We start from the raw sequence: 24,666 nt of genomic DNA, 5'->3' as shown, positions 1-24,666 counted from the left end.
TCCCACCACTCCCTCACCCCGAAGGAAGTCCCGATGATCCTCGACCAGTTCCGCCTCGACGGCCGGACCGCCCTCGTCACCGGTGCCGCGCGCGGCCTCGGCCAGCGCGCCGCCGTCGCCCTCGCCGAGGCCGGCGCCGACATCGCCGTGATCGACCACGTCGACGCCCCCGAGACCGCCGAGCTCGTCCGGGCCGTCGGCCGCCGGGCCCACACCGTGCAGCTCGACCTGGTCGCGGCCACCCCGGCGCAGCTCGACGAGGCCCTCGACGACGTCGTGTCCGTGCTCGGTGGCCTCGACGTGCTGGTGAACAACGCCGGCATGATCCGCCGCGCGCCGCTGCTGGAGCACCCGGCCGCCGACTGGGACGCCGTGCTGGCGCTGAACCTCGACGCCGTGTTCCACCTGTCGCAGGCCGCGGGCCGCCGGTTCGCCGCGCAGGGCTCCGGGAAGATCATCAACATCGCGTCGATGCTGTCGTTCCAGGGCGGCGTGCTCGTCCCGGGCTACGCGGCGTCCAAGCACGCCGTCGCCGGGCTGACCAAGGCGTTCGCGAACGAGCTCGCCGCGCACGGCGTGAACACCAACGCGATCGCCCCCGGGTACATGGCCACCGACAACACCGCCCAGCTGCGGGCCGACCCGGTGCGCGAGCGCGGCATCGTCGAGCGCATCCCCGCCGGCCGCTGGGGCACCCCCGACGACCTCGCGGGCGCGTTCGTGTTCCTCGCGTCGGCCGCCTCGGACTACCTCAACGGCGCCGTCATCCCCGTCGACGGCGGCTGGCTCGTGCGCTGACCCGCACCGCTCCGCCCACCCCACCCCGCACCCCGAGGAGACCCCCGTGGACCAGCGATACGCGACCCACCCCCAGCAGCTGCGCGGCATGGACACCGCCGAGCTGCGCTCGACCTTCCTGGTCGAGGACCTGTTCGTGCCCGGCGAGATCACGCTCGTCCTGACCCACCACGACCGCGTCGTGCTCGGCGGCGTCGTCCCCGCCGGCCGCGAGCTGACCCTGCCCGCCGACGACGCCCTGCGCAGCGACTACTTCCTCGAGCGGCGGGAGGTCGGCATCGTCAACGTCGGCGGCACCGGCACGGTCACCACCGACGGCGTCGTGCACACCGTGCCGAACGGGGCGTGCCTGTACGTGGGCCGCGGCACCCGCGAGGTCGTGCTCGCCGACGCGCCCGGTGCCGCCGGCACCGCCGACGCCCCGGCCGACGGCGGCGCGCAGTTCTACCTGTTCTCGGCGCCCGCGCACACCACCTACCCGACGGTGCTGGTGCTGCCCGAGGAGGCGACGGTCCGCGAGCTCGGCGACCAGCTGACCAGCAACCGCCGGACGCTGCGGCAGTACATCCACGAGGGCGGGGTCCGGAGCTGCCAGGTCGTGATGGGCGTGACCCAGCTGCACCCGGGGTCGATGTGGAACACGATGCCGGCGCACACCCACGAGCGCCGGACCGAGTGCTACCTGTACGTGGACGTCCCGCAGGACGCGCGCGTGGTGCACCTGCTCGGCGAGCCGACGGAGACCCGGCACCTGCTGGTCGCGGACCGGCAGGCCGTGATCTCCCCGCCGTGGTCGCTGCACTCCGGCGTCGGCACGGCCGCGTACTCGTTCGTGTGGGCGATGGCGGGCGAGAACCAGTCGTTCGACGACATGGACGGCGCGCCCGTCACCGAGCTGCGCTGATGCGGCGGCGGCGACCGACGACCGTGCGACCCCGCCCCGCCGGTGGCGCCCTCGCCCGGCGCTCCCGCCCGGTGCGGCTGGCCGTGCTCGCGGTCGCCGCCGTCCTGGTCGGTGGCGCGGCGTGCGCCCCGGCCCCGGACGACGCGCCCGCGCCGTCCGCGAGCGCCACCGGACTGCGCGCGGAGGTCCTGCGCACCATGCGCACGGCCACCGCGTTCATGACGGACGACGTCGCCTACCGGGGCGGTTACCTCTGGTCGTACCTGCCGGACGGGTCCCGGCAGTTCGGCGAGATGGAGGCCTACCCGACGCAGATCTGGATCCAGCCGCCCGGCACCGCGACGATGGGCCACGTCTACCTCGACGCGTACCACGCGACCGGCGACGAGGCGTACTACGACGCCGCGGCGGAGGTCGCCGAGGCCCTGATGGCGGCGCAGCACCCCGCCGGCGGCTGGAACTACCTGCACGACTTCGCCGGGGAGGAGTCGCTGCAGCGCTGGTACGACACGATCGGCCGCAACGGCTGGCGGCTCGAGGAGTTCCAGCACCACGACGGCAGCGCCACGTTCGACGACGCTGGCACGGCCGAGAGCTCCCAGCTGCTGCTCCGGATGTACCTGGAGAAGGAGGACGCGGCGTTCCGTCCGGCCCTGGACCGCGCCATCGACTTCGTGCTGGACAGCCAGCACCCCGTCGGCGGGTGGCCGCAGCGGTACCCCCTGGCGCCCGGGACGCCGGACTACGCCCGCGACATCACGTTCAACGACGACGTCGCGGCGGAGAACATCGAGCTGCTGCTGATGGTCCACCAGGCGCTCGGCGACGAGTCGGTGCTGCCGGCGGTCCGGGCGGCGATGGACGCGTTCGTCGTCACCCAGCAGCCCGCACCCCAGGCCGGCTGGTCGTTGCAGCACGACGCCGACGACCTGCGGCCGGTCGGGGCCCGCTCCTACGAGCCGGAGTCGCTGGCCACGCACACCACGGCCGGCAACGTCGAGAAGCTGCTGGGGTTCTACGAGCTCACCGGGGACGCGTCCTACCTGGCGGGCGTCCCGGCCGCGCTCGACTGGCTGGACTCGGTGCGGCTGCCGGAGGCCCTGTGGACCGAGGACGGGCGGCAGTTCCCGACGTTCGTCGAGCTGGGCACGAACGACGCCCTGTTCGTGCACCGCACCGGGTCCGACGTGGTCAACGGCCGCTACTGGGCGGACAAGGACCCGGCGCGGACGATCGTGCACTACAACGCGTTCCGGGCGATCGACGTGCCCGCGCTCCGGGAGCGGTACGCGACGCTGCGCGCCCTGCCCGTCGAGGAGGCCACGGCCGGCTCGCCGCTGCTGCACCGCGGCGCGACCCTGCCGGAGTACTTCAGCACCGGCGACGTGTCGGTGTCGGACCTCAACGTGGGCACGCTGCACCGCACCGACGGGGTCCCGACGGAGGACGAGGTGCAGGAGGTCCTCGACGCGCTCGGCCCGGACGGCTACTGGCCCACGCCGCTGGTGTCGACCAGCAACCCGTACGCGGGCGACGGGTCACCGACCCCCGCCGCGGGCGACTTCGGTCAGACGGAGGTCGGCGGCCCCACGGACACGTCCCCGTACACGACGGACGACCCGGTCACGGGCATCTCCACGGGCCGGTACATCGAGCACATGAGCACGCTGCTGCGCTGGGTCGCCGACGCCGACGCCTGAGCCAGCCCCGAGTGGAGCGTCCGGCCGGACACGCCGGTGCGTGTCCGGCCGGACGCTCCACCCGGTCGTCTGAGACCCGCCGGGCCGAGTCACCCGTCCCGGCGGGACGGCTTCGGCTCCGGGACCGGGTCGGTGCCCGAGGCCCGGGCGGCGCGCTGGAACTCCCGCGCCTCGTCCTGCCGGGCCGCCTCGGCGCCCGACGCGATCTCGGCCCGCACGTGCTCCGGCCCGTACCCGAAGGCGTCCACCAGGTCCTGGGCGTGCGGCCGGAGCCGGACCAGCAGCCGCTCGATGTACGACGTGACGGTCCGCGCCCGGCCCGCCGACAGCCGGCCGTTGACCAGGTACCAGGCCAGGTGCCGCTCGATCACGGTGAGCCCGAACAGGTCCCGCAGCCAGGTGAGCACCTGCCGCGTGCCGGGGTCGGGCACGGTGTCGAGCGCCCGGGTGAAGGCCTCCCACTGCAGCAGCTCGGCGTGCGCGCGGGCGGCCTCGACGAGCTCGTGCTGGTGCGCGTCGAACAGCTCGGCCGCGACCTCGGGGGCGGCGCGGCGGGCCGGGCGGAGCGCCTGCGCGAGCTCGGCGACCATCGTCGCGACGCGGTCCGCGAGCAGGTCCCGCTGGGCGTGCGGGTCGCGGAGCTGCCCGGCGGACCGGCGCGCGTCGCCGGCGTCCACGAGCGTCTGCACGGCGCGGGCCAGGGGCATGCGGTGCAGCGCCGCGTCGGCGGCCTTGCCCGCGACCAGCCGGGCCAGCACCGCGGGGTCGCCGCCGATCTGCTGGCCATACCGGGTGAGCAGCCGCTTGCCGACGAGCTGGTAGAGGACGGTGTTGTCGCCCTCGAAGGTGACGTACACGTCGAGGTCCGCGCGCAGCGACGTCAGCCGGTTCGCCGTGAGGAACCCCGCCCCGCCGCACGCCTCCCGGCACGTCTGCAGCGTGTGCAGGGCGTGCCAGGTGGACGTCGGCTTCAGCGCGGCGGCGAGCGTCTCCAGCTCCTCGCGGGACTCCGGGGTGTCGTCGCGGCCGGAGAACACGTCGTCGAACGCCGCGAGCAGGTGCTCGTGCGCGAACGTCGCGGCGTACGTCTCGGCGAGCAGCGGGAGCAGCCGGCGGCGGTGCTCGCCGTAGTCGAGCAGCACGACCTCGTCCGTCGGGGACGCCCCGGCGAACTGGCGGCGCTGGTTCCCGTACGTGACGGCGGTGATCAGCCCGAGCTTCGCGGCGTTCACGGCGGCGCCGTCCAGGGAGACCCGGCCCTGGACGAGCGTGCCGAGCATGGTGAAGAACCGGCGGCCGGGGCTGGCGATCGGCGACGAGTACGTGCCGTCCGCGGCGACCGAGCCGTACCGGTCGAGCAGGTCGGCGCGCGGCACCCGGACGCGGTCGAACCACAGCCGGCCGTTGTCGATGCCGTTGAGCCCGCCCTTGAGGCCGTCGTCCTCGCCGCCGACGCCCGGCAGGAACTCCCCGGTCTCCGGGTCGCGGATCGGCACGTAGAACGCGTGCACGCCGTGGTTGACGGGCCGGCGGTCCTCCGGGCCCCGGCTGACCAGCTGCGCGAACACGACCGCCGCGGTGCCGTGCTTCCCGGCGTTGCCGAGGTAGTCCTTCCACGCCGCCCGGAAGGGGGTGTGCAGCACGAACTCCTGCGTCGCGGGGTCGTACGTCGCCGTGGTGCCGATGCTCGCGACGTCGGACCCGTGGCCGGTCTCCGTCATCGCGAAGGCGCCCGGCACGGTCACGGACATCGCCCCGGGCAGGAACCGGTCGTGGTGGCTCTCGGTGCCCAGGTGCAGGATCGCCGACGCGAACAGGCCCCACTGCACGCCCGCCTTGATCTGCAGCGACGGGTCGGCCGCGACGAGCTCCTCGAACCGGGCGAGGCTGCCGCCGTGGTCGTCGGCGCCGCCGAGCCGCGTCGGGAACGCGCGCAGCACGTCGCCCTCGGCCGCCAGGGTGCGGAGCTGGTCGAGCACGCGCTCCCGGTGCTCCGCGACGCCGAGGCCCTCCTCGCGCTGGAACCGCGGGTCCGCGATCACCCCGCGCGCGCCGCGCCGCAGGTCGGCGTACCGGCCGAGCAGCACGTCCGTGAGCCCGGGGACGTCCACGTGCGCGTCCACCGTGCCCGGGCGCGGGTGGCGCGGGCCGGGGTGCCCGCCGCCGCTGGGGCGGACCGTCCCCGTCGGCCGCGTCACCGTCGGGGTGTCGGTCACCGTCGGGGTGCCGGTCCCCGTCGCCGTGGCCGGTGTCGGTGCGGTCGTGGTCATGCGTGCTCCCTGGGTCGGTGCGTCGTCGTCGACGCGGACGGGTGGGGGTGTCGCCGGTCAGCCGGGTGGGCGGACCGCGTCGGTGGCGCCGATGGCCTCGGTGGCGTCGGTGGCCTCGCCGGCGACGGGCCGGGCGGTGCGCTCGCGCGACAGCACGCCGACCGGGCCGGCCCACAGCCAGGCGGCGACGCGCGTCGCGACGTCCTCGCGGTCGGCGTCCGGCTGGTCGCGCGCGGCCAGCCAGCGTTCGCCCGCCCCGCGCACGAACCCGACGGCGCCGGCCGCCCACAGCCGCGCCCAGTCGGCGTCCGGGCCCGCGGGCGTGCCGTCGTCGGGCGTGCCGTCGCCCTCCCCCGCGACCCCCAGCGCGCGCACGAACGGCACGGCGACGAGCTCGGTCACGGAGTCGAGGAAGTGCCCGACGGACCCGCCGCGGGTCACGAACGCGTACACGTGCGGGGACGACTCGATCATCGACAGGTAGGTGTCGACCATGCCGCGCAGCGCGTCGCGCGGGGTGCTGGCGCCGGTCGCGGCCTCGTCGAGCGCGTCGCGGATGTCACCGACGACCGCGGCGGCGACCGCGAGCTGCAGGCCGTCCTTGTCGGTGAAGTACCGGTAGACGATCGACTTCGACGTCCCCGCGGCCGCGGCGATGTCGTCCATCGAGACGTCGGGCCCCTCGTGGTGCACGACCCGGCGGGCGACGCGCACGAGCTCGGCGCGGCGGGCCTCGCGGTGGTCCTCCCAGCGGGTGGACCGGCCGTCGTCGGCGCGCGCCGCGGCCGCGGTCCCGCCCGGGGCCTCGGTCTCGTCCGTCCGCGTCGACGGATCCCGTGTGATGGGGCTCACGAAACTGACGGTATCAGGTACTGTGAGTTTCGGGCACCGGCGCAAGGGACCGAAGTCCCGATCGACCGGCCCACCGGAACCGGCACCGAGCCAGCACCACCACCGGCACCACCCAGCGACATCGACGACGATGCGGGAGGACCCCCACATGGCAGCCACCCCCACCCCGACGCCCGGCGGCACACGTGCCGTGGTCGTCGGCGGCAACCGGATCCCGTTCGCCCGGGCGGGCGGACCGTACGCCCGGGTGAGCAACCTGGACATGCTCACCGCGGCGCTCGACGGGCTGGTCGCCCGGTACGGCCTGCAGGACGAGGTCCTGGGCGAGGTCGTCGCGGGCGCGGTGCTCAAGCACAGCCGCGACTTCAACCTCACCCGCGAGGCCGTGCTCGGCTCGCCGCTGTCGCCCCGGACGCCCGCGTACGACCTGCAGCAGGCGTGCGCGACCGGCCTGGAGGCGGTCGTGTCGGTCGCGAACAAGATCCGGCTCGGCCAGGTCGAGTCCGGCGTGGCGGGCGGCGTCGACTCCGCCTCCGACGTGCCGATCGCCGTCAGCGAGGGCCTGCGCCGCACGCTGCTCACGCTGGCCCGCGCGAAGACCGTCCCGCAGCGGCTGAAGGCCGCCGCCGCGCTGCGCCCGCAGGACCTCAAGCCCGCGACGCCCCGCACCGACGAGCCGCGCACCGGCCTGTCGATGGGCGAGCACCAGGCGCTGACCACCGCGCAGTGGGGCATCGGGCGGCAGGCGCAGGACGAGATCGCGTACGCCAGCCACCAGCGCCTCGCCGCGGCCTACGCCGACGGGTTCTTCGACGACCTCGTGACCCCGTACCGGGGCCTCGTGCGGGACCAGAACCTGCGCCCGGACACCTCGCTGGAGAAGCTCGCGACGCTCAAGCCGGTGTTCGGCACCCGCCTGGACACCCCCGCGACGATGACGGCCGGCAACTCCACCCCGCTCACCGACGGCGCCTCGGCGGTGCTGCTCGCGTCGGAGGACTGGGCGGCCGCACGCGGTCTCACCCCGCTCGCCGCCGTGGTCGACGCCGAGACCGCCGCGGTCGACTTCGTGCACGGCGAGGACGGGCTGCTCATGGCGCCCGTCTACGCGGTGCCGCGGCTGCTCGCCCGCCAGGGGCTGACCCTGGCCGACCTGGACTACGTCGAGATCCACGAGGCGTTCGCCGCGACCGTGCTCACCACGCTCGCCGCGTGGGAGGACAAGGAGTTCTGCCTGTCCCGCCTGGGCCTGGACGACGCGCTCGGGTCCGTCGACCGCGAGCGCCTCAACGTGCACGGCTCCTCGCTCGCGGCCGGGCACCCGTTCGCCGCGACCGGCGGGCGCATCGTCGCGACCGTGGCCAAGCAGCTGCACCGCCGCCGCGCGGAGCTGCTCGCCGCCGGCGAGGACCGCCCGGTCCGCGCGCTGGTGTCCGTCTGCGCCGCCGGGGGCCTCGGCGTCGCCGCGATCCTGGAGGCGGTGTGAGCACCCCCCGAGGCACCGACCGCTACCTCGACCTCGTCAACGGCGGGGTGACCGCGAAGATCGCGAAGCAGCTCGGGCTCCCCCGCCCCGCGCAGCTGCACCGCTACCGGCCGGGCGCACCGCTCGTCGACGGCCCGGTCCTGGTGCTGGGCACCGGCCCGGACGCCGACACGCTCGCGCAGCTGCTCTCCGGCACGTCGCCGGACCGCAAGGGCTGGGACCTCGACGTCCGGCGGCACGCCGGCGAGGGCACGCGGTTCGCCGCCGTCGTGCTCGCGCTCACCGAGATCGAGCACCCCCGGGACCTCGCCGACCCGCTGCTGACGCTGGCCCCGACGCTCAAGACCCTCGCCCGGCACGGCCGCGTCGTCACCGTGTCCCGCCCCGCCGCCGCGGACCACGCACCGGCGCTCGCCGCGGCACGCCAGGGCGTCGACGGCGCGCTGCGCTCGATCGCCAAGGAGCTGCGCGGCGGCGCCACCGCGAACGGCGTGGTGGTCGCGGACGACGTGCCCGTCACCGCGCCCGCGGTGCTCGGTGCGCTGCGGTTCCTGCTGTCGCCCCGCTCCGCGTACGTCGACGGGCAGCTGCTGCCGGTCGACTCCGCGGCCGGGGCCCTGCCCGCGGACTGGGAGCGGCCGCTCGACGGCCGGGTCGCCGTGGTCACGGGCGCCGCCCGGGGCATCGGCGAGGCCATCGCCACGACGCTCGCCCGCGACGGCGCCACCGTCGTGGCCGTCGACATCCCGGCCGCGGGCGAGGCGCTCGCGTCGGTCGCGAACCGGGTCCGCGGCACCGCGCTGCAGCTCGACGTCACGGCGGAGGACGCCGGGACCCGGATCCTGGAGCACGCCCTGTCGCGGCACGGCCGGCTCGACGTCGTCGTGCACAACGCGGGCATCACCCGGGACAAGCTGCTCGCGAACATGACGCCCGACCGCTGGGAGTCCGTCATCGCGGTGAACATCGCCGCGCAGCTCCGCATCAACGAGGCGCTGCTGACGTCGGGGGACTTCACCGACGCGCCGCGGATCGTGTCGCTCGCCTCGACCTCCGGGATCGCCGGGAACCGCGGGCAGACGAACTACGCCGCCTCGAAGGGCGGGGTCATCGGCATGGTCCAGGCCACCGCGCCGCTGCTCGCGGCGTTCGGGGGCACGGCCAACGCCGTGGCGCCCGGGTTCATCGAGACCGACATGACCGCCCGCATGCCCGCGCTCACCCGGCAGGTCGCCCGCCGGCTGTCCTCGCTCCAGCAGGGCGGCCTGCCCGTCGACGTCGCCGAGGCCGTGGCGTTCCTCGCCTCGCCGCAGGCCGGCGGGGTCGTGGGGCAGGTGCTGCGGGTGTGCGGCCAGAGCATGGTCGGCCGGTGACGGCCGTCGCCACCGGGGCGGGACGCGAGGTCGTCCTCGGCGCGCCGCCCCGGCTCGGGGAGCTGTACGCCCGCGCCGGCCTCGCGTCCGGCCGCGCCGCCGTCGGCGGTCGGGTGCGCCGGGTGCTGCACCGCGGCGGGGGCGCCGGCGACGCGGTGGCGCTGCCCGCCGTGACGCACCGGCTCGACGGCGTGCACCCCGATGCCGAGCAGCTGACCGCGTACCAGCACCTGGTCGGCGAGCCCGCCGGCGACGTGCTGCCCGCCGGGTACGTGCACGTCCTGGCGTTCCCCGTCGCGATCGCGCTGATCGTCCGGCCCGACTTCCCGATGCCGCCGCTCGGCATCGTGCACCTCGCCAACCGGGTCGAGCAGCGGGAGGCGCTGCGGCTCGGCGACGTGCTGGAGATCCGCGCGTGGGCGCAGGACCTGCGACCGCACCGCCGGGGCGCGCAGGTCGACCTCGTGTCCGAGGTGCGGCGCGCCGGCCACCCGGAGTCCGCCCCCGCCGCGTGGCGCGGGATCTCGACGTACCTGGCACCCGGCGTCGGAGCCCGGCGGGGCGAGACGTACACGTGGGACGTGGAGTTCGCCTCCCCCGTGCTGCTGCCCGCGACGCCCGCGGTGTCGGTCGCACGGGACGGGGACGGGTGGGTGGTCACGGCCTGGGACGCGCGGAAGGGGAAGCTGCACCTGCGCTCGGAGGTGCGGCCGCTGGGGTGACGTCACACCCGGGTGCCACGCTGGTCCCATGACCACCCCGCGCGAGGACACCCTGGACCGCTGGACCGGCACCCTGGAGCCGGAGGGCGACTACGACCGCCTGCTCCTCGACGCGCTGGACCTGTCCGACGCCGACGCGGAGAGCGCCCGCGTGATCGAGTGCCTGCTGCGCGGCTGCGACCTCGACGGTGCCGCGCTCGACCACGCGCACCTCGTCGACACCACGCTGGCCGACTGCCGCGCCGGCACCCTGCGGGCCCGGTCGGGGTCGTGGCGGGACGTGACGCTGCGGGACTGCCGGCTCGGCGCGTTCGAGGCGTTCGGCAGCTCGTGGGACCGGGTGACCGTCGAGGGCGGGAAGATCGACTACCTGAACCTGCGGGACGCGCGGGTGCAGGACCTCCGGTTCGTGCACTGCACGATCGGGGACCTGGACCTCGCGGGGGTGAAGGCCGCGCGGGTGCGGTTCGAGGACTGCCGGGTCGGGCGGCTCGACGTCACGAGGGCGCAGCTGCGGGACGTCGACCTGCGCGGCGCGGACCTGGCCGGGCTGGACGGCACCGCGGGCCTCAAGGGCGCGACGATCAGCCGGCAGCAGCTGCTCGACCTGGCGGACGCGCTCGCGGAGCACCTGGGCGTCACCGTCCGCTGATCCCGTGGCGGGCGTGCGCGGCCCGGGCCGGCCTGCCCCCCGCTCGGGCCGACCCGGGCCGCGGTCTCAGTCCTCCACCGCGGGGCCGCACGCGGCGGCGGCGGTGGCGGCGATGGCGTCGATGCCGGGCACCGCGGGCCGGGGCCGGGTGTCCCCGGCGACCGTCCAGCACCCGTCGACGACCTCGTACGCGGCGCGCGGCCCGTCGGCGACGAACGCCTGGAGCCCGGCGACGAGCCGGTCGACCGCGTCGGTCGTGGTGCCGACGCCGACCGACGCCCGCAGCGCCCCGCCGGTCACGCCGACCCGCGCGAGCAGCGGGTGCGCGCAGAACCGGCCGTCCCGCACGCCGATCCCGTGCTCCGCCGACAGGTACGCGGCGACGAGCCCGGAGTCGTGGTCGCCGAGCGTGAACGACACGACGCCGACCGGGTCCGCGGAGTCCGACCACAGCCGCAGCACGCGCACGCCCGGCACGGTCGTGAGGCCCGCGAGCAGCCGGTCCCGCAGCGCCGTCTCGTGCGCGGCGAGCGCGCCGTCGGGCAGGGCCGCCAGGGTGTCGCACGCCTCCGCGAGCGCCACCGCGCCGAGCACGTTCGGCGAGCCGCCCTCGTGCCGCGCGGGCGCCGGCTGCCACAGCGTCCGGTCGGTGCGGACGTCGCGGACGGCGCCGCCGCCGGCGAGGTAGGGGGTCCCGGCGTCGAGCCAGTCCCGGCGCCCCACGAGCGCACCCGCCCCGAACGGCGCGTAGGTCTTGTGCCCGGAGAACGCCACGTAGTCGACGCCCGACTCCGCGAGCGAGAACGCGCGGTGCGGGACGAGCTGCGCGCCGTCGACGGCCACGCGCGCGCCCGCCTCCTGCGCCAGCGCCACCACCGAGGCGATCGGCAGCGCCTCGCCGGTCACGTTGGACGCGCCGGTGACCGTGACCAGGGCGTACGGCTGGCGGGCCAGCTCGTCGCGCAGGGCGACCAGCGTCGCGGCGACGGTCGGCGCGGACGGCAGGACCGTCGCCACCCGGCCGGAGCCGCGGACGGACCGCACCCAGGGCAGCAGGTTGGCGTGGTGCTCGACGTCCAGCACCAGGACCCGCCCGCCGTCGGGCACGCACCCGGCCAGCAGGTTGAGCGAGTCGGTGGTGTTCCGCGTGATGACCGCGACGTCGTCCTCGCGGGCGCCGACGAACCGCGCGACCGCCGACCGGGACGCCTCGTACAGCGCCGTCGACACCTGGGACAGGTACCCCGCGCCGCGGTGCACGGACGCGTACAGCGGCAGCACCTCGACGACCCGCGCGGCGACGGACTCGAGCGCCGGGGCGGAGGCCGCGTAGTCCAGGTTGGCGTACGGCACGGACCGGCCGTCGACCAGCGGGACGGGCGTGTCGGAGCCGACGACGGGCAGCAGCGCCTGCTCGGCCGTGATGGCGGTGACGGCGGTGGCACAGGTGGTGGCGGTGGAGACGGACATGGGAGGACCCCCGGGTGGATCGATGGGGGCCCGGTGCGTCGACCGGGTCACCCCGCGCTTGCCGGCCACCGGACGGTGGACGGCCAGGTCGTCACCCGGGGCACCCCGCCGCGGAGGGAGGGTTGCCGGCCAGCGAGCCGGGGCTTCGCGCTGGCGCTCATGACCTGCCACGAGGATGGGGCGGGCGCGGCGGAGGTGTCAACCGGCGTCCAGCCACCGGCACGGGTGAACCTGCCGTGGACCAGCCGCGGACCAGCGGCGGACCAGCAGCGGACCGGCCGTGGACGAGGGGAGTGACATCCCCGGACGATGGCGTAGCATCGCCGCACCATCCAGAGCGGCCGAGAGATCTGGCTCGTCGACGCCGCAGCAACCCGCGGTCCGCCTCCTCGCGAGCCGGACCGGCCGAGGGTGCTTCCGCCAGGTCCGATGGAGGAGACGCATGACCGACACCGACGACCGCCTGCGCTACCGCCTGCTGACGGGGCCGGACGACCGCTCGTTCTGCGAACGGGTCAGCGAGGCGCTGGCCGAGGGCTACGAGCTGCACGGCGCCCCCGCGGCGACCTTCGACGGCCAGCGCGTGATCGTGGCGCAGGCCGTCGTGCTGCCCGCGTCCGCCACGGCCCGGGTGCGGCCGCTGTGAGCGCGCAGCACGGGCACGGCTACGCCGGCGACCTGACCCCGCAGGAGGCCTGGGACCTGCTCGCGTCCGACGAGCGCGCCGTCCTGGTCGACGTCCGCACCGAGGGCGAGTGGCAGACCATCGGCGTCCCCGACACGGCCGACCTGGCCGGCGAGGACACCGCCGAGCGCACCGCCTTCGTGCAGTGGACCGACGCGTTCGGCCGCCCGAACCCGCGGTTCCTCGACGAGCTCGCGCGCGCCGGGATCACGCCCGACGACCCGCGGCCCGTCGTGTTCCTGTGCCGGTCCGGCGTGCGCTCCGTCGCCGCCGCGAGCACCGCGACCGCCGCGGGGCTCGGCCCGGCGTACAACATCCTGAGCGGGTTCGAGGGCGACGTCGGCCCCGACGGCCGCCGCGGCCACCAGGGCTGGCGCGCCGAGGGGCTCCCGTGGCGGGAGGCGTGACCACCCCCGGCCCGGGCGACTGGCAGGACGACCGGCTCCCGCGCGAGGGGCTGCGGCCGGACACGCTCGCGGTCCGCGGCGGAACCGTGCGCACCGGGTTCCAGGAGACGTCCGAGGCACTGTTCCTCACCCAGGGGTACGTGTATGCCCACGCGGCCGACGCGGAGGCCGCGTTCGCGGGTGAGAGCGACCGGTTCCTGTACTCCCGGTACGGCAACCCCACGGTGTCGAGCTTCGAGGAGCGGCTCCGTCTGCTCGAGGGCGCGGAGGCCTGTTACGCCACGGCGTCCGGCATGTCGGCGGTGTTCACGGCCCTCGCGGCGCTGGTCCGCTCCGGGTCGCGCGTGGTCGCCGCCCGGGCGCTGTTCGGGTCGTCGGTGGTGATCTTCGACGAGATCCTCGCGAAGTGGGGCGTCCGGACCGACTACGTCGACGGGCACGTCCCCGAGCAGTGGGAGGCCGCGCTCGCCACCCCCGCGGACGTCGTGTTCTTCGAGACCCCGTCGAACCCGATGCAGGACCTCGTCGACATCGCGACGGTCAGCCGCCTGGCGCACGCGGCCGGCGCGGTCGTCGTGGTCGACAACGTGTTCGCGACGCCCGTCCTGTCCCGGCCGCTGACGTTCGGCGCCGACGTCGTCGTGTACTCCGCGACCAAGCACATCGACGGGCAAGGGCGGGTGCTCGGCGGGGCGATCCTCGGCACCGACGCGTTCGTGCACGGCCCGGTGCAGACGCTGATCCGGAACACCGGGCCCTCGCTCAGCCCGTTCAACGCGTGGGTGCTGCTCAAGGGGCTGGAGACGCTGTCGCTGCGGGTGCGGCACCAGACGGCGTCCGCCCTGACCCTCGCCGGCGCGCTCGAGCAGCACCCGGCGGTCGCGTCGGTCCGGTACCCCTACCTGCCGTCGCACCCGCAGCACGACCTCGCACTCGCGCAGCAGGACGGCGGCGGGACCGTCGTGACGTTCGACCTGCGGGTGCCCGAGGGCGCCGGGCCGGACGTGGCGAAGAAGTCGACCTACGCGTTCCTCGACGCCCTGCGGGTCGTCGACATCTCGAACAACCTGGGCGACGCGAAGTCCCTGGTCACGCACCCGGCGACGACCACCCACCGCAAGCTCGGCCCGGCCGGGCGCGCGGCGGTCGGCATCGCGGAGTCCACGGTGCGGCTCTCGGTCGGCCTCGAGGACCCCGCCGACCTCACGGACGACCTGGAGCAGGCGCTGGCGGCGCTGGAGGGCTGACCTCCGGCGCCGCGGGCTCCGCGACCGCGCGCGGCCGCCAGCGCAGCAGCGCGACGACGGCGAGCGCCGTCGGCACGACCGAGAAGACGGCGCCGTTCGCGATGACGGACGGCCACGAGGTGCCGGTGCCCGCGGGCGGTCCGACGACGAGCAGCGTCGCGGCCGCGGTGGTGACGACCGCCGTCGCGAGCGTGGTGAGCGTGATCGCCACCGCGCGCGCCGGCCGGCCCCGCGGCGGCAGGGACCGGGCGACCGCGAGCACGCCCAGGCCGACCACCGTGAGCGCGGCCGTGCACGGCAGCGTGAGGAACGCGACCAGGTACAGGCTGTAGCCGGCGCCGACCAGGACGTCCTCCGGCGACATGCCCAGGACCAGTGCGACGACCAGCCAGCCGCCGACGAGCACCGCGGGCAGCGCGAGGCCGGCGAGCACCCAGTGCCACAGTCGAGTCACGCGCTCAACCTAGGCGACGGCACCCGTCGCAGTCAGGCGTTCGCCCGCTCCACCAGCACCGCGATGCCGTCGAGCAGCCGCTCCAGCCCGAACTCGAACGCGCGCCGCGGGTCGTACGCCGCCTGCTGCGCCTGCCCCGCCACCGGGCCGACGCGGGCGACCGTGGGGTACTTCTGCGGGTCGAACACGCGCGTGACGAACGGCTCGGTCGCGCGCCACCACTCGAGCTCGGTGGTGCCGCTGGCCGCACCGGCCTGCGCCTGCTCGACGACGCCGCGCGCCGCGCCGGCCACGAAGCCGTTCACCAGCGTGACGACGGCGTCCATGTCGACCTCGCCGAGCCCAGCGCCGTCCACGGCCCGCAGCTCCAGCTCGTACTTCGCCATCACGTTCGGGCCGAGCGGCGGCCGGCTGGACGCGCCGACGTGCAGCAGCCACGGGTGCCGCTCGTACAGCGCCCAGCTGCCGCGGGCCACCGCCTCGAGCCGCGCGCGCCAGTCGCCGGGCGCGAGCTCCCCGACCAGGCCGGGCAGCTCGCCGAGCACCGCGTCCACCATGAGGTCCAGCAGCTCCCCCTTGCCGGGGACGTACGTGTAGAGCGACATCGCCCCGACGCCGAGGGCCGTCGCGACCCGGCGGATCGACAGCGCCCCGATGCCCTCGGCGTCGGCGACCTCGACCGCCGCGCCGACCACCCGGTCGACCGAGAGCCCCGCGGCGGCGCCCCTGCCGCGGGGGGCGGGCTCGTGGTCGCGCCAGAGCAGGGCCATGCTGCGCGCCGGGTCGCCGGTGCCGGTCACCTCCGTCATGCGCCCATCCTCCCCGACGGGGCGGGAACATCCGCACACCGTCGCGCGTTCTTGCCGTACGCTGTACCGTACGCTGTACGTCAATGCCCCTCGCCCACCCCGGAGGTGCGCTCGTGCCCGACTCCCCCGCCATCCAGACCCGAGGACTCGGCCGGTCCTACGGCGGCCGGCCCGTCCTCGCCGACCTCGACCTGCGCGTCGACCCCGGCACCGTCCACGGCCTGCTCGGTCCCAACGGCGCCGGCAAGACCACGACCGTCCGGATCATCGCCACCCTGCTCGCCCCGCACGCCGGGACGGCCGCGGTCGCCGGGCACGACGTCGTGCGGGAGCCCGACGCCGCGCGCCGCCACCTCGGCCTCGTCGGCCAGCACGCCGCGCTCGACGAGATCATCGGCGGCCGGGACAACCTCGTGCTGTTCGGCCGGCTGTCCCGGCTCAGCCCGCGCCGCGCCCGCGCCCGGGCGGACGAGCTGCTCGACCGGTTCGGCCTCACCGACGCCGCCGACCGCCACGTGTCCACGTACTCCGGCGGGATGCGCCGCCGGCTGGACCTCGCGGCCGGGCTGGTGCTCGACCCCCCGGTCCTGCTGCTGGACGAGCCCACGACCGGGCTGGACCCCACCGGCCGGCGGGAGGTGTGGCAGGCGGTGCGGGCCCTCGTCGCCGACGGGACGGCCGTGCTGCTCACCAGCCAGTACCTGGAGGAGGTCGACCAGCTCGCCGGCGCGGTGACCGTGCTCGACGGCGGGCGGGTGGTCGCCTCCGGGACGCCCGACGCGCTCAAGGCCTCGGTCGGCCGCGACCGCCTCGACGTGGTCGTGCACGACGAGCGGGACCTCGACCGCGCGACGGCCGTCCTGGACGCGCTGGGCACCGGCACCGAGACCGACCGGCCCACCCGGCGCGTCACCACCACGGTCGCCGACCGCACCACCGCGTTGTCCGCCGCCCTGCACGGCCTGGCCGGGGTGGAGGTCGACGACCTCGGGCTGCGCCGCCCCACGCTCGACGAGGTGTTCTGGCACCTCACCGCCCGCTCGCCCGAACCCGCCACCGCTACCGCCACCGAGGGGAGCGCCCGATGACCTGGACCCTGCGCAACGCATGGACCGTGACCCTGCGCGACCTGCAGCACTGGCGCCGCCAGCCGGCCGGGCTGCTGATCGGCCTCGCGTTCCCCGTGCTGCTCCTGCTGATGTTCGGGTTCCTGTTCGGCGGCGCGATCAGCGTCCCGGGCGGCGACTACATCGAGTTCCTGTTCCCGGGGATGCTCGTGCTGGCCATGGTGTTCGGGCTGGAGTCGACGACGACCGCCGTCCAGCAGGACGTCGAGCGCGGCATCACCGACCGGTTCCGGGCGCTCCCCATGTCCCGGTGGGCGGTGGTCGGCGGGCGGGCGCTGGCCGACATGCTGTCCTCCGCCGTCGGGCTGCTCGTGCTGCTCGCCGGCGGCGTCGCGGTCGGCTGGCGGTGGCACGACGGGATCGGCCCGGCGCTCGCCGCGGTCGGCCTGCTGCTCCTGCTGCGGTTCGCGTTCCTGTGGGTCGGCGTCTGGTTCGGGTTGGTCGCGCGGGGACCGGGCACGGTGATGGCCGTGCAGATCCTGGTGTGGCCGTTCGTCTTCCTGTCGAACGCGTTCGTGCCCACCGGGAGCATGCCCGGGTGGCTCGGCACGGTCGCCGAGCTGAACCCGATCGCGGCGACCGTCACCGCCACCCGCGACCTGTTCGGCAACCCCGGCGTGGACGGCGGCGGCTGGGCGAGCGAGCACGCGGTCCTGCTGGCCGTCGCCTGGCCGGTCGTCCTCACCCTGCTGTTCGCGGTGGCGTCGGTGCGCCGGTACGCGGGGCTGGGCCGCTGAGTCGCTGAGCCCATGCCGCGCGGCTCCGGGGCCTCAGGCGGCGACGAGGGCCCGGAGCTCCGCCGCGGCGGCCGGTCCGCCGGCCAGCGGGTGCAGCACCACGCCGTCGACCCCGGCCCGGCGCGCGAGCTCGCGCACCTCGTCCACGAGGCGGTCGGCGGTCGTCACGACCCGGGTGTCCGCCGGCGACCACGTGAGCCCGGCCAGGGCGTCGAGGTGCTCGAGCTGCGACCGCTTGCGGCGGGCGGTCCGCTCGTCGCCGGCGAGCACCACCTCCAGGTCCAGCAGCACCCGCACGCCCGCCCGGTCGCGGCCCGACGCGGCGACCGCCTCCTCCACCAGGGCGGCGACCCGCGACAGCGCGCCCACGGACGGCACGGCGACGGAGAACTCGAGCCGGATGACGTCGGCGTGCACCGCGGCCAGGGCGATCGCCGACTCGGACCCGGGGCGCGACTCCACGGTGCGCACGCCGCAGTCGGGGGCGAGCACGTGGATGGTCGGGTCGGGTGCGGGCGCCGCCGGGTGCGCGGGCGCCGGGGCGTGCCGGCGGGCGAGCGGCAGGACGACGGGCAGGTGACGTGCGGCGGCCGCGGGCGCGCGGTCCAGGACGGGCTGAGCCATGGGGTGTCCTCGAGGGGTGAGGCGGGGTGCGCGGCGAGGGCCGTACCGGCCGCGGGCGCGCGAGGTCGTCAGCTCAGCGACAACAGACCCGGCTCAGGAACACGCGAGCACGGTAACCGGCCGGGCGGGCGGCCGACCACGGGGCGTCCACATGCCGGTCCCGGGTGTCGGCGCGTCAGGCCGCCGGGGGCGTGAGCGCGCGGCCGAGGTACAGGCCCAGCGGGTCGCCCTCCCAGTCGCCGAACGGCAGCACCGGCCGGTACCCGAGCGCCCGGTACAGGGCCAGCGCCCCGGGCTCGCCGACGCTCGTCCGCAGCACCACGGCGCGCGTCCCGGCCCCGAGCGCCGCCGCCTCCAGCGCGCGGACCATCGCGGCGACGACCTCGGAGCGCCGCGACCCGTCGCGGACGTCCACGCCGAGCAGCTCCGCCGTCGTGCCCGGGTCGCCCTCGGTCAGCCCGTGCGGCCGGCCGAGGGACGCGGTGCCCGCGGGACGGCCGCCGACGCGCGCGACCACCGCCGCGAGGGCCGGGCCGCCCGGGTGGGGGTCGAGCACGACGTCGACGTCCGGCCCCGGGACCGGCGGCGGCTCCGCGCGCGCCCCACGCCGCGGCGCGTCGGCACCGGCCAGGGCCTTCGCGAAGCACCGGGAGTCCGGGACGTCGGCCCACTCGCCGTACCGCTCGACCGGCTGGTACCCGAGGGACAGGTACAGCCCGATCGCCTCGGGCTGCTGCAGCCCGGCCTCCAGGACGAGCCGCGCCCACCCGAGCGCGACCGCCCGGGCCTCGAGCTCCCGCATCAGGACGCGGGCGAGCCCGAGCCCGCGCGCGGGCGGGTCGACGTAGACGCGCTTGACCTCACCGGTGCCCGGGCCGTGCTCCTCGCCGACGTCGCGCAGCGAGCCGCACGCCGCGGGCACGCCGTCGACCGCGACGACGAGGGTCACCACCACCGCCTCGGCGGGCGGCTCGGGGGTGCCGTCGTCGCCGTACCGCGCGCTCAGCTCGACCTGCTGCGCGTCGCGCAGGGCCCGGGCCACGGGGTCCGCCCACGGGACCTCCGCGACCGTCACCCCCGCGGGTGGGGCCGGACGGTCCGGCGTGGCGCTCAGGAGACGAGCGCGCGCATCACCGAGGTGAAGAAGCGCAGCCCGTCGGTGCCGGTGCGGGGGCCGCGCGCACCGTCGGGGCCGAAGCCGGCCTCGACCGCGTGCTCGGGGTGCGGCATGAGGCCGACGACGTTCCCCTTGGCGTTGCTGATGCCGGCGATGCCGCGGCGCGAGCCGTTCGGGTTGGTGTCCTCGTAGCGGAACACCACACGGCCCTCGCCCTCGAGCTCGTCGAGGGTGCGGTCGTCGGCGACGTACTGGCCGTCCTGGTTCTTCAGCGGGATGGTGATCCGCTCGCCCTGCTGGTACTCGCGGGTCCAGGCGGTGTCCGTGGACTCGACCGCCAGGACCTGCTCGCGGCACACGAAGTGCAGGTGGTCGTTCTTGATCATCGACCCGGGCAGCAGGTGCGCCTCGGTCAGCACCTGGAAGCCGTTGCAGATGCCCAGCACGGGCATGCCCTTGCCGGCGGCCTCCACGACCTCGCCCATGACGGGCGCGAACCGGCTGATCGCCCCGGCCCGCAGGTAGTCGCCGTACGAGAACCCGCCGGGCAGGACCACCGCGTCGACGCCGTGCAGGTCCGCGTCCGCGTGCCACAGGGCGACCGGCTCGGCACCGGCGAGCCGCACGGCGCGCGCGGCGTCGCGGTCGTCGAGCGTCCCGGGGAAGGTGACGACCCCGATCCTGGTCATCAGGCGAGGCCCTCGGAGAGCACGGTCGCGGCGGCGTCGGCCTCGGAGTCGGCGACGCGCACGACGTCCTCGATCACCGGGTTCGACAGCACCTGCGTGGCGGCCTCGGCCGCAGCGGCGAGCACCTCGGGGGTGACGGGGCCGTCGACCTCCAGCTCGAACCGCTTGCCCTGGCGGACGGAGGTGAACTGCCCGAAACCGAGCCGCGGCAGCGCGCCGGCGACGGCCTTGCCCTGCGGGTCGAGGATCTCCGGCTTGGGCATCACATCGACTACGACTCGTCCCACGGGTGAGCTCCCTGGTTCGCGGCGGTGGGGGTGCGGCACGAGTTTACCGACCCCGGGGGCCTGCTCGGTCCGGGCGTCCGCCGCGGGGCGGGCCGGGCGCGGGCCCTGCGCGGACCGGCGAGCGCCTCAGGCGGCGCGGACCACGCCGACGTGCGCGTCGCGGCCGCTGGTCAGGTACGCCATCACGGTCGCGTTGTCCCCGGAGCCCAGCCGCGTGGAGTACCCGACGACGACCATCGCCCACCCGCGGTCGAGCAGCGCCGCGAGCCACGCGTCGTCGTGCTGCGCCACGAGCTCGGTGTCGTCGCCCACCCAGAGGGTCGCCCAGCCGCCCGCGGCGGTCAGCGAGGCGCGGTGGTCCGCGACCTCCGTGAGCGCGTCGGCGGTGTGCGCGTCGAGCCCCAGCGCGGCGGTGAGCCGGTCGAGCCGGGAGCGGGCCGCCGCGTCGGCCGACGTGGGGTGCACGACCCAGCAGGCGACGGGCCGGCCGTCGCGCGGGTGGAAACCGAGCGCGGTGCGGCTGCCGACGCCGTGCGGGGCGAGGACATGCAGGTCAGGGCACATATGAGCGCGACCGTACGGCCGCCCACCGCCCACCGCGCGGCGAGGGGTGGGTGCCAGCACCCAGGCCCCGTTCGGCGATGCACCCGAACGACGTACCCCCGCGGCGGCGGGCGGGTGACGTGGCAGGGAGTCGACGGCGGACGGCAGCCGCGCCACTCGTCGCCGCGCCGGGCCCCCGCCACGATGACGCCCATGGACATCGCCACCGACGCCGCCCTCCTCGTCATCGACGTGCAGCAGGGCTTCGAGGACGCCGCCTTCTGGGGCCGGCGCGACAACCCGGACGCCGAGCAGAACATCGCCGCGCTCATCGCCGCCTGGGAGGGGACCGGCCGCCCGGTCGTCGTCGTCCAGCACGCGTCGCGCACCTCCCCGCCCCTGTACGACGGCACGCCCGGGTTCGCGCTCAAGCCCGTCGTCGCGGCCGTCGAGCCGAGCCTGCTGGTCCGGAAGTCCGTCAACTCCGCGTTCTACGGCACGCCGGACCTGCACGACTGGCTGACGCGCGCGGGCATCCGGCAGCTGGTGCTCTGCGGCATCCAGACCAACATGTGCGTCGAGACCACCGCGCGGATGGCCGGCAACCTCGGCTACGACGTGCTGTTCCCCGCCGACGCGATGCACACGTTCGACCTCGCGGGGCCCGACGGCACCGTCCTGTCCGCGGAGGACCTGACCCGGGCGACCGTGACCACGCTGCACGGCGGCGGCTTCGCCCGGGTGGCCCCGACGGCCGACGTGGTCCGCGCGGCGACGGCGGTGCCGGTCGCCTGACGGCTCAGTCGAGTGCGTCGCGGACGGCGCGGAGCTGGTCCGCCAGGCGCGGCAGCTCGAGCACCGCCGTCGAGTGCAGCACGTCGACGTCGATCGACCAGTAGCCGTGGACCACCCTGTTGCGCAGGGCTGCGGGCAGGCGCCACGGGATCTCCGGGTGCGCCGCCCGTGTCTCCTCCGTCAGCCGCGCGGCCGCCTCGCCGAGCACCGTGTAGTTCCACAGGACGGCGTCGAGTCGCGTGCGGTCTGCCGTCAGTGCCTCCACCGGGTCGGTCCCGACGAGGTCGACGATGCGGGCGGCCGAGTCGATCATCTCGATCACGAACAGGCGGTCACGCTGCATACAGGGCGGCCGCTTCCCGCTCGACGTGGTCGCGGATGGCCGGGTGCAGACCACGCCGCGACACGAGGTCGACCTTCCGGCCGAACACAGCGGTCAGCTCGTCGGCCAGCAGCTCGATGTTCCAGGTGAGGTGCCGCCCCGGCTCCAGGACGTACAGCACGTCGAGGTCGCTGCCCGGGCGCTCGTCCCCGCGCGCGACCGACCCGAACACGTCGAGCCGCGCGATCCCGTACCGGCGGCACACGTCCGCCAGCCTCTCGGGGTCGAAGCGCAGGTCGCCGGGCACGGCACCAGCGTAGCGACGAGCGCCCTGGCGAACGGCACGTCCGGGTTTCAGAACCCCCGGTGCGTCCAGCGCCCGGCGAGCAGCGTGCCCGCGACCGGCATGTCCCGCAGCGGCGTCCCGGAGGACAGCGGGTCCGCGTCGAGCACGGCGACGTCCGCGGGGGCGCCGACCTGGAGCGTCAGCGGCTGCCCGTCGGTCGACGAGCGCAGCGCGGTCAGCAGGTCGAGCCGCTGCTCGGGGTGCCACGGGTCGCGGCCGTCGCGGGTGCGCTCGACGGCCGCGGAGATCGCCTGCCACGGGTCGAGCGGCGCGACCGGCGCGTCCGAGCCCATGGCGAGCGGCACCCCGGCGGCGGCGAGGGACGCGAGGGCGAACGCGCGGCCGGTGCGGCCTGCCCAGTGCCGGTCGGCGACGTCCCGGTCGTCCATGGCGTGCTCGGGCTGGACGGACGCGGTGATGCCGAGCGCGGCGAACCGGGCGACGTCGGCGTCGGTGAGCAGCTGCGCGTGCTCCACGGAGCCGCTCGCCCCGCTGGCCTCGAACGCGTCGAGGGCCAGGGTGTTCGCGTGGTCCCCGATCGCGTGGATCGCGCACGTCAGGCCCTTGCGGTGCGCGTGGGTCATCAGGGGCACCAGGTGCGCGGTGGGGACGGACAGGATGCCGTAGGCCTCCGGGCCGCTGAGCCCGGGGTACGGGTCGTGGCAGAACGCGGTGCGGGTGTTCAGCGAGCCGTCGGTGACGACCTTGAGCGGCCCCTGCTGCAGCAGGCCGCGGGTGCCGACGAGCACGTCGCCGGTGCGCAGCTCCTCCGCGAGCACCTTGTCGAGGTACGGCTCCCACACCCCCGCGCGGACGCGGAGCACGTCGTTGCCCGCGGCGATCCGGCGGCGCCACGGCGTGAGGTTCTCGGTGATCTCCAGGTCCACCACGCCGACGACCCCGCGCTGCGCGGCGGCGCGGGCGGCCTCCGCGACCCAGGCGTCCGCGACGTCGTCGGCCACGTGGTCCACGACGGCGGTCAGCGGCAGCCACTCGGCCTCCCGCAGCAGCCCGGTGGGGTGCGGCGCGACGCCCACGTGCCGGAGGCCGGCGGTGCTGAACCACGCGCAGTGCAGGTCGGCGGACACGAGCACGACGGGGGTCTCGCCGACCGCGGCGTCGAGCAGCGCGGACGTCGGCGCGTCCGGCCACAGGCCGTCCCGGAACCCGTAGCCCACCAGCGCGGTGCCCGGGGTGAGCGGCCGGGCGGCCAGGCGGTCGAGCACGATCTGCACGGCGTGCGCGGCGGACGTCGCCGCGGACACGTCGAGCCGCTGCCGCGCGAGCGCCCACTGCGTCATGTGGGTGTGCGCGTCCCACAGCCCGGGCAGCACCGTGCGGCCGCCGACGTCGACCTGCTCGGCACCGGCGCCCGCGGTGCGCGCGACGTCCGGGCCGACGGCGTGCACCCGGCCGTCGCGCACCAGCACGTCGACGGTCCGGGCGGCGCCGACCAGGCGCGCGTGGGTGAGGACGAGGGGTGCGCTCACGGTCGGTCCTCCCCGGTCCCGGTGCGGCGGTCGAGCTCGGCGCGCATCTCGGCCGCGAGCGCCGGGTTCGCGTAGTGCGGGTCCGTGCCGAGCGCCTCGACGACGCGCTCGGCGACCTCACGGGGCTTGTCCTGGCTGAGCTTCGCCTTGCCCTGGAACCGGGTCACCCGCAGCCGGAACCCCACGGCCCCGGGTGCGATCCGCCGGGCGTAGCCCTCGACGTCGGGCATCCGCACCGGGTCCGGCATGGGCGCCTCGTACCGGTCGACGGTGGCGCCCATCACCGCGTACGACTCCTCGGGGTCGAGCAGCTCGAGGGTGCCGTACAGGTGCACGGCGACGTAGTTCCACGTGGGGACGGCCGGGGTGTAGCCGTACCAGCCGGGCGAGACGTACCCGTACGGGCCCTCGACGACCAGCAGGTGCTCGCGGGTGCCGTCGACCTGGTGCAGCAGCTCGTCCGGGCGGCCCAGGTGGCTCAGGACGGTGAACGGCGCGGCGGGCACGCGGAACCGGTCGGGCAGGCCGCGGGCGTCGCGGCGGCGGGGTGCCGCGGCGGCGGCCGGCGCGGGCGCGTCGCCGGCGGGCGCCTCCTCCAGCAGGACCGGCACGTGCGACGCGACGGGGCCGTCGTCGGTCACGGAGACCAGGGTCGCCCAGCCGTGCTCGCGCACGAGGTCACGGACCCGGGCCTCGTCGGTCAGCACGTAGTCCTCGGTGTGGATCACGCGGCCCATCGAACCACCGCCGGGGGTCCCGG

General features: G+C 76.0%; 26 protein-coding genes, 1 pseudogene and 2 riboswitches. Of the genes and pseudogenes, 13 read left to right on the top strand and 14 right to left on the bottom strand.

Going from position 1 to position 24,666, the window contains the following annotated elements; translation table 11 throughout:
* Window positions 1-33: 33 nt before the first annotated feature.
* The 3 genes from kduD to KJP73_RS09475 are packed head-to-tail and all read left to right on the top strand — an operon-like array spanning window position 34 to window position 3,402.
* Window positions 34-798: a 2-dehydro-3-deoxy-D-gluconate 5-dehydrogenase KduD gene (kduD, locus tag KJP73_RS09485; protein ID WP_213282594.1), complete on the top strand. Its 765-nt coding sequence runs from the start codon at window positions 34-36 to the stop codon at window positions 796-798.
* Between the two features lie 46 nt (window positions 799-844).
* Window positions 845-1,702: a 5-dehydro-4-deoxy-D-glucuronate isomerase gene (gene kduI / locus KJP73_RS09480; RefSeq protein ID WP_213282592.1), complete on the top strand. Its 858-nt coding sequence runs from the start codon at window positions 845-847 to the stop codon at window positions 1,700-1,702.
* A 23-nt stretch (window positions 1,703-1,725) separates the two neighbouring features.
* The gene (locus KJP73_RS09475; protein WP_213282591.1) at window positions 1,726-3,402 is read left to right on the top strand and encodes a pectate lyase; all 1,677 of its coding nucleotides are present in this window, start codon (window positions 1,726-1,728) and stop codon (window positions 3,400-3,402) included.
* Between the two features lie 89 nt (window positions 3,403-3,491).
* Here KJP73_RS09475 and KJP73_RS09470 read toward each other — a convergent pair whose 3' ends face one another.
* Together KJP73_RS09470 and KJP73_RS09465 are read right to left on the bottom strand one after the other, a co-directional pair.
* Window positions 3,492-5,672 (bottom strand): acyl-CoA dehydrogenase family protein, encoded by a 2,181-nt coding sequence (locus KJP73_RS09470; RefSeq protein ID WP_213282590.1) that lies wholly within the window; start codon window positions 5,670-5,672, stop codon window positions 3,492-3,494.
* Window positions 5,673-5,729: 57 nt separating this feature from the next.
* Window positions 5,730-6,524 carry a TetR/AcrR family transcriptional regulator gene (locus tag KJP73_RS09465; protein WP_249669265.1) on the bottom strand — a complete coding sequence of 265 codons (795 nt, stop codon included), beginning with the start codon at window positions 6,522-6,524 and terminating at the stop codon, window positions 5,730-5,732.
* A gap of 148 nt (window positions 6,525-6,672) precedes the next feature.
* On the opposite strand from KJP73_RS09465, the gene KJP73_RS09460 reads away from it, so the two are divergent.
* From KJP73_RS09460 to KJP73_RS09445, 4 genes are read left to right on the top strand one after another with little or no spacing between them, the layout of a single operon-like run.
* Window positions 6,673-8,010 (top strand): acetyl-CoA C-acetyltransferase, encoded by a 1,338-nt coding sequence (locus KJP73_RS09460; protein WP_213282586.1) that lies wholly within the window; start codon window positions 6,673-6,675, stop codon window positions 8,008-8,010.
* A complete protein-coding gene (locus tag KJP73_RS09455) occupies window positions 8,007-9,383 on the top strand; it encodes a 3-oxoacyl-ACP reductase (RefSeq protein WP_213282585.1) in 1,377 nt (458 codons plus the stop codon). The genes KJP73_RS09460 and KJP73_RS09455 overlap by 4 nt, the downstream gene beginning before the upstream one ends.
* On the top strand, window positions 9,380-10,105 hold the full coding sequence (locus KJP73_RS09450; protein ID WP_213282583.1) for a hypothetical protein: 726 nt from the start codon (window positions 9,380-9,382) through the stop codon (window positions 10,103-10,105). Before KJP73_RS09455 ends, KJP73_RS09450 begins: the two co-directional genes overlap by 4 nt.
* 28 nt (window positions 10,106-10,133) lie before the next feature.
* A complete protein-coding gene (locus KJP73_RS09445; protein WP_213282581.1) occupies window positions 10,134-10,757 on the top strand; it encodes a pentapeptide repeat-containing protein in 624 nt (207 codons plus the stop codon).
* Between the two features lie 66 nt (window positions 10,758-10,823).
* Here the strand turns inward: KJP73_RS09445 and KJP73_RS09440 are convergent, their stop codons facing one another.
* On the bottom strand, window positions 10,824-12,227 hold the full coding sequence (locus KJP73_RS09440; protein WP_213282580.1) for an aminotransferase class V-fold PLP-dependent enzyme: 1,404 nt from the start codon (window positions 12,225-12,227) through the stop codon (window positions 10,824-10,826).
* A 49-nt stretch (window positions 12,228-12,276) separates the two neighbouring features.
* A riboswitch (SAM riboswitch) is annotated at window positions 12,277-12,392 on the bottom strand.
* 160 nt (window positions 12,393-12,552) lie between these two features.
* Window positions 12,553-12,663: riboswitch (SAM riboswitch) on the top strand.
* Window positions 12,664-12,669: 6 nt separating this feature from the next.
* On the opposite strand from KJP73_RS09440, the pseudogene KJP73_RS09435 reads away from it, so the two are divergent.
* From KJP73_RS09435 to KJP73_RS09425, 3 genes and pseudogenes are all read left to right on the top strand, one after another.
* Window positions 12,670-12,846: pseudogene (locus tag KJP73_RS09435) on the top strand (DUF1737 domain-containing protein); the annotation flags it as partial.
* Window positions 12,847-12,869: 23 nt separating this feature from the next.
* Window positions 12,870-13,319, top strand: a complete 450-nt coding sequence (locus KJP73_RS09430) for a rhodanese-like domain-containing protein (protein WP_213282578.1) — start codon at window positions 12,870-12,872, stop codon at window positions 13,317-13,319.
* Window positions 13,316-14,566 (top strand): O-succinylhomoserine sulfhydrylase, encoded by a 1,251-nt coding sequence (locus tag KJP73_RS09425; RefSeq protein ID WP_249669264.1) that lies wholly within the window; start codon window positions 13,316-13,318, stop codon window positions 14,564-14,566. The genes KJP73_RS09430 and KJP73_RS09425 overlap by 4 nt, the downstream gene beginning before the upstream one ends.
* Here the strand turns inward: KJP73_RS09425 and KJP73_RS09420 are convergent.
* Window positions 14,523-15,020, bottom strand: a complete 498-nt coding sequence (locus KJP73_RS09420; protein WP_213282575.1) for a hypothetical protein — start codon at window positions 15,018-15,020, stop codon at window positions 14,523-14,525. The two genes, KJP73_RS09425 and KJP73_RS09420, sit on opposite strands and share 44 nt — an antisense overlap.
* A gap of 32 nt (window positions 15,021-15,052) precedes the next feature.
* Window positions 15,053-15,829 (bottom strand): TetR/AcrR family transcriptional regulator C-terminal domain-containing protein, encoded by a 777-nt coding sequence (locus KJP73_RS09415; RefSeq protein ID WP_213282573.1) that lies wholly within the window; start codon window positions 15,827-15,829, stop codon window positions 15,053-15,055.
* A 113-nt stretch (window positions 15,830-15,942) separates the two neighbouring features.
* Between KJP73_RS09415 and KJP73_RS09410 the strand changes: the two genes are divergently transcribed.
* Both KJP73_RS09410 and KJP73_RS09405 read left to right on the top strand, forming a co-directional pair.
* Window positions 15,943-16,917, top strand: coding sequence for an ATP-binding cassette domain-containing protein (locus tag KJP73_RS09410; protein WP_249669262.1), 975 nt, complete (start codon window positions 15,943-15,945; stop codon window positions 16,915-16,917).
* Entirely contained in the window at window positions 16,914-17,693 is a 780-nt protein-coding gene (locus tag KJP73_RS09405; protein WP_213282570.1) for an ABC transporter permease, read from the top strand. Before KJP73_RS09410 ends, KJP73_RS09405 begins: the two co-directional genes overlap by 4 nt.
* Before the next feature lie 33 nt (window positions 17,694-17,726).
* Here KJP73_RS09405 and KJP73_RS09400 read toward each other — a convergent pair whose 3' ends face one another.
* The 5 genes from KJP73_RS09400 to KJP73_RS09380 form a co-directional block, all read right to left on the bottom strand.
* Complete coding sequence (locus KJP73_RS09400) at window positions 17,727-18,317, bottom strand: hypothetical protein (RefSeq protein ID WP_213282568.1); 591 nt, start codon at window positions 18,315-18,317, stop codon at window positions 17,727-17,729.
* A gap of 175 nt (window positions 18,318-18,492) precedes the next feature.
* Entirely contained in the window at window positions 18,493-19,392 is a 900-nt protein-coding gene (locus tag KJP73_RS09395; protein ID WP_213282567.1) for a GNAT family N-acetyltransferase, read from the bottom strand.
* Between the two features lie 35 nt (window positions 19,393-19,427).
* Window positions 19,428-20,123: a phosphoribosylformylglycinamidine synthase subunit PurQ gene (purQ, locus tag KJP73_RS09390; protein ID WP_213282565.1), complete on the bottom strand. Its 696-nt coding sequence runs from the start codon at window positions 20,121-20,123 to the stop codon at window positions 19,428-19,430.
* Window positions 20,123-20,410: a phosphoribosylformylglycinamidine synthase subunit PurS gene (purS, locus tag KJP73_RS09385; protein WP_213282561.1), complete on the bottom strand. Its 288-nt coding sequence runs from the start codon at window positions 20,408-20,410 to the stop codon at window positions 20,123-20,125. The genes purQ and purS overlap by 1 nt, the downstream gene beginning before the upstream one ends.
* Before the next feature lie 126 nt (window positions 20,411-20,536).
* Window positions 20,537-20,974 carry a hypothetical protein gene (locus tag KJP73_RS09380; RefSeq protein ID WP_213282557.1) on the bottom strand — a complete coding sequence of 146 codons (438 nt, stop codon included), beginning with the start codon at window positions 20,972-20,974 and terminating at the stop codon, window positions 20,537-20,539.
* Window positions 20,975-21,166: 192 nt separating this feature from the next.
* On the opposite strand from KJP73_RS09380, the gene KJP73_RS09375 reads away from it, so the two are divergent.
* Window positions 21,167-21,748: a cysteine hydrolase family protein gene (locus tag KJP73_RS09375; protein WP_249669261.1), complete on the top strand. Its 582-nt coding sequence runs from the start codon at window positions 21,167-21,169 to the stop codon at window positions 21,746-21,748.
* 4 nt (window positions 21,749-21,752) lie between these two features.
* Here KJP73_RS09375 and KJP73_RS09370 read toward each other — a convergent pair whose 3' ends face one another.
* From KJP73_RS09370 to KJP73_RS09355, 4 genes are read right to left on the bottom strand one after another with little or no spacing between them, the layout of a single operon-like run.
* Window positions 21,753-22,091, bottom strand: coding sequence for a HepT-like ribonuclease domain-containing protein (locus tag KJP73_RS09370; protein ID WP_213282554.1), 339 nt, complete (start codon window positions 22,089-22,091; stop codon window positions 21,753-21,755).
* The gene (locus KJP73_RS09365; protein ID WP_249669260.1) at window positions 22,081-22,377 is read right to left on the bottom strand and encodes a nucleotidyltransferase family protein; all 297 of its coding nucleotides are present in this window, start codon (window positions 22,375-22,377) and stop codon (window positions 22,081-22,083) included. Before KJP73_RS09365 ends, KJP73_RS09370 begins: the two co-directional genes overlap by 11 nt.
* A gap of 47 nt (window positions 22,378-22,424) precedes the next feature.
* A complete protein-coding gene (locus tag KJP73_RS09360; RefSeq protein WP_213282553.1) occupies window positions 22,425-23,906 on the bottom strand; it encodes an amidohydrolase in 1,482 nt (493 codons plus the stop codon).
* The gene (locus tag KJP73_RS09355) at window positions 23,903-24,634 is read right to left on the bottom strand and encodes an FMN-binding negative transcriptional regulator (protein ID WP_249669259.1); all 732 of its coding nucleotides are present in this window, start codon (window positions 24,632-24,634) and stop codon (window positions 23,903-23,905) included. Before KJP73_RS09355 ends, KJP73_RS09360 begins: the two co-directional genes overlap by 4 nt.
* Window positions 24,635-24,666 lie beyond the last annotated feature (32 nt).

The organism is Cellulomonas hominis (assembly GCF_901521055.1).
Classification (GTDB): domain Bacteria; phylum Actinomycetota; class Actinomycetes; order Actinomycetales; family Cellulomonadaceae; genus Cellulomonas; species Cellulomonas endometrii.
Note: the sequence above shows the minus strand (reverse complement) of the source record. Positions and strands in the feature narration are given on the sequence as shown.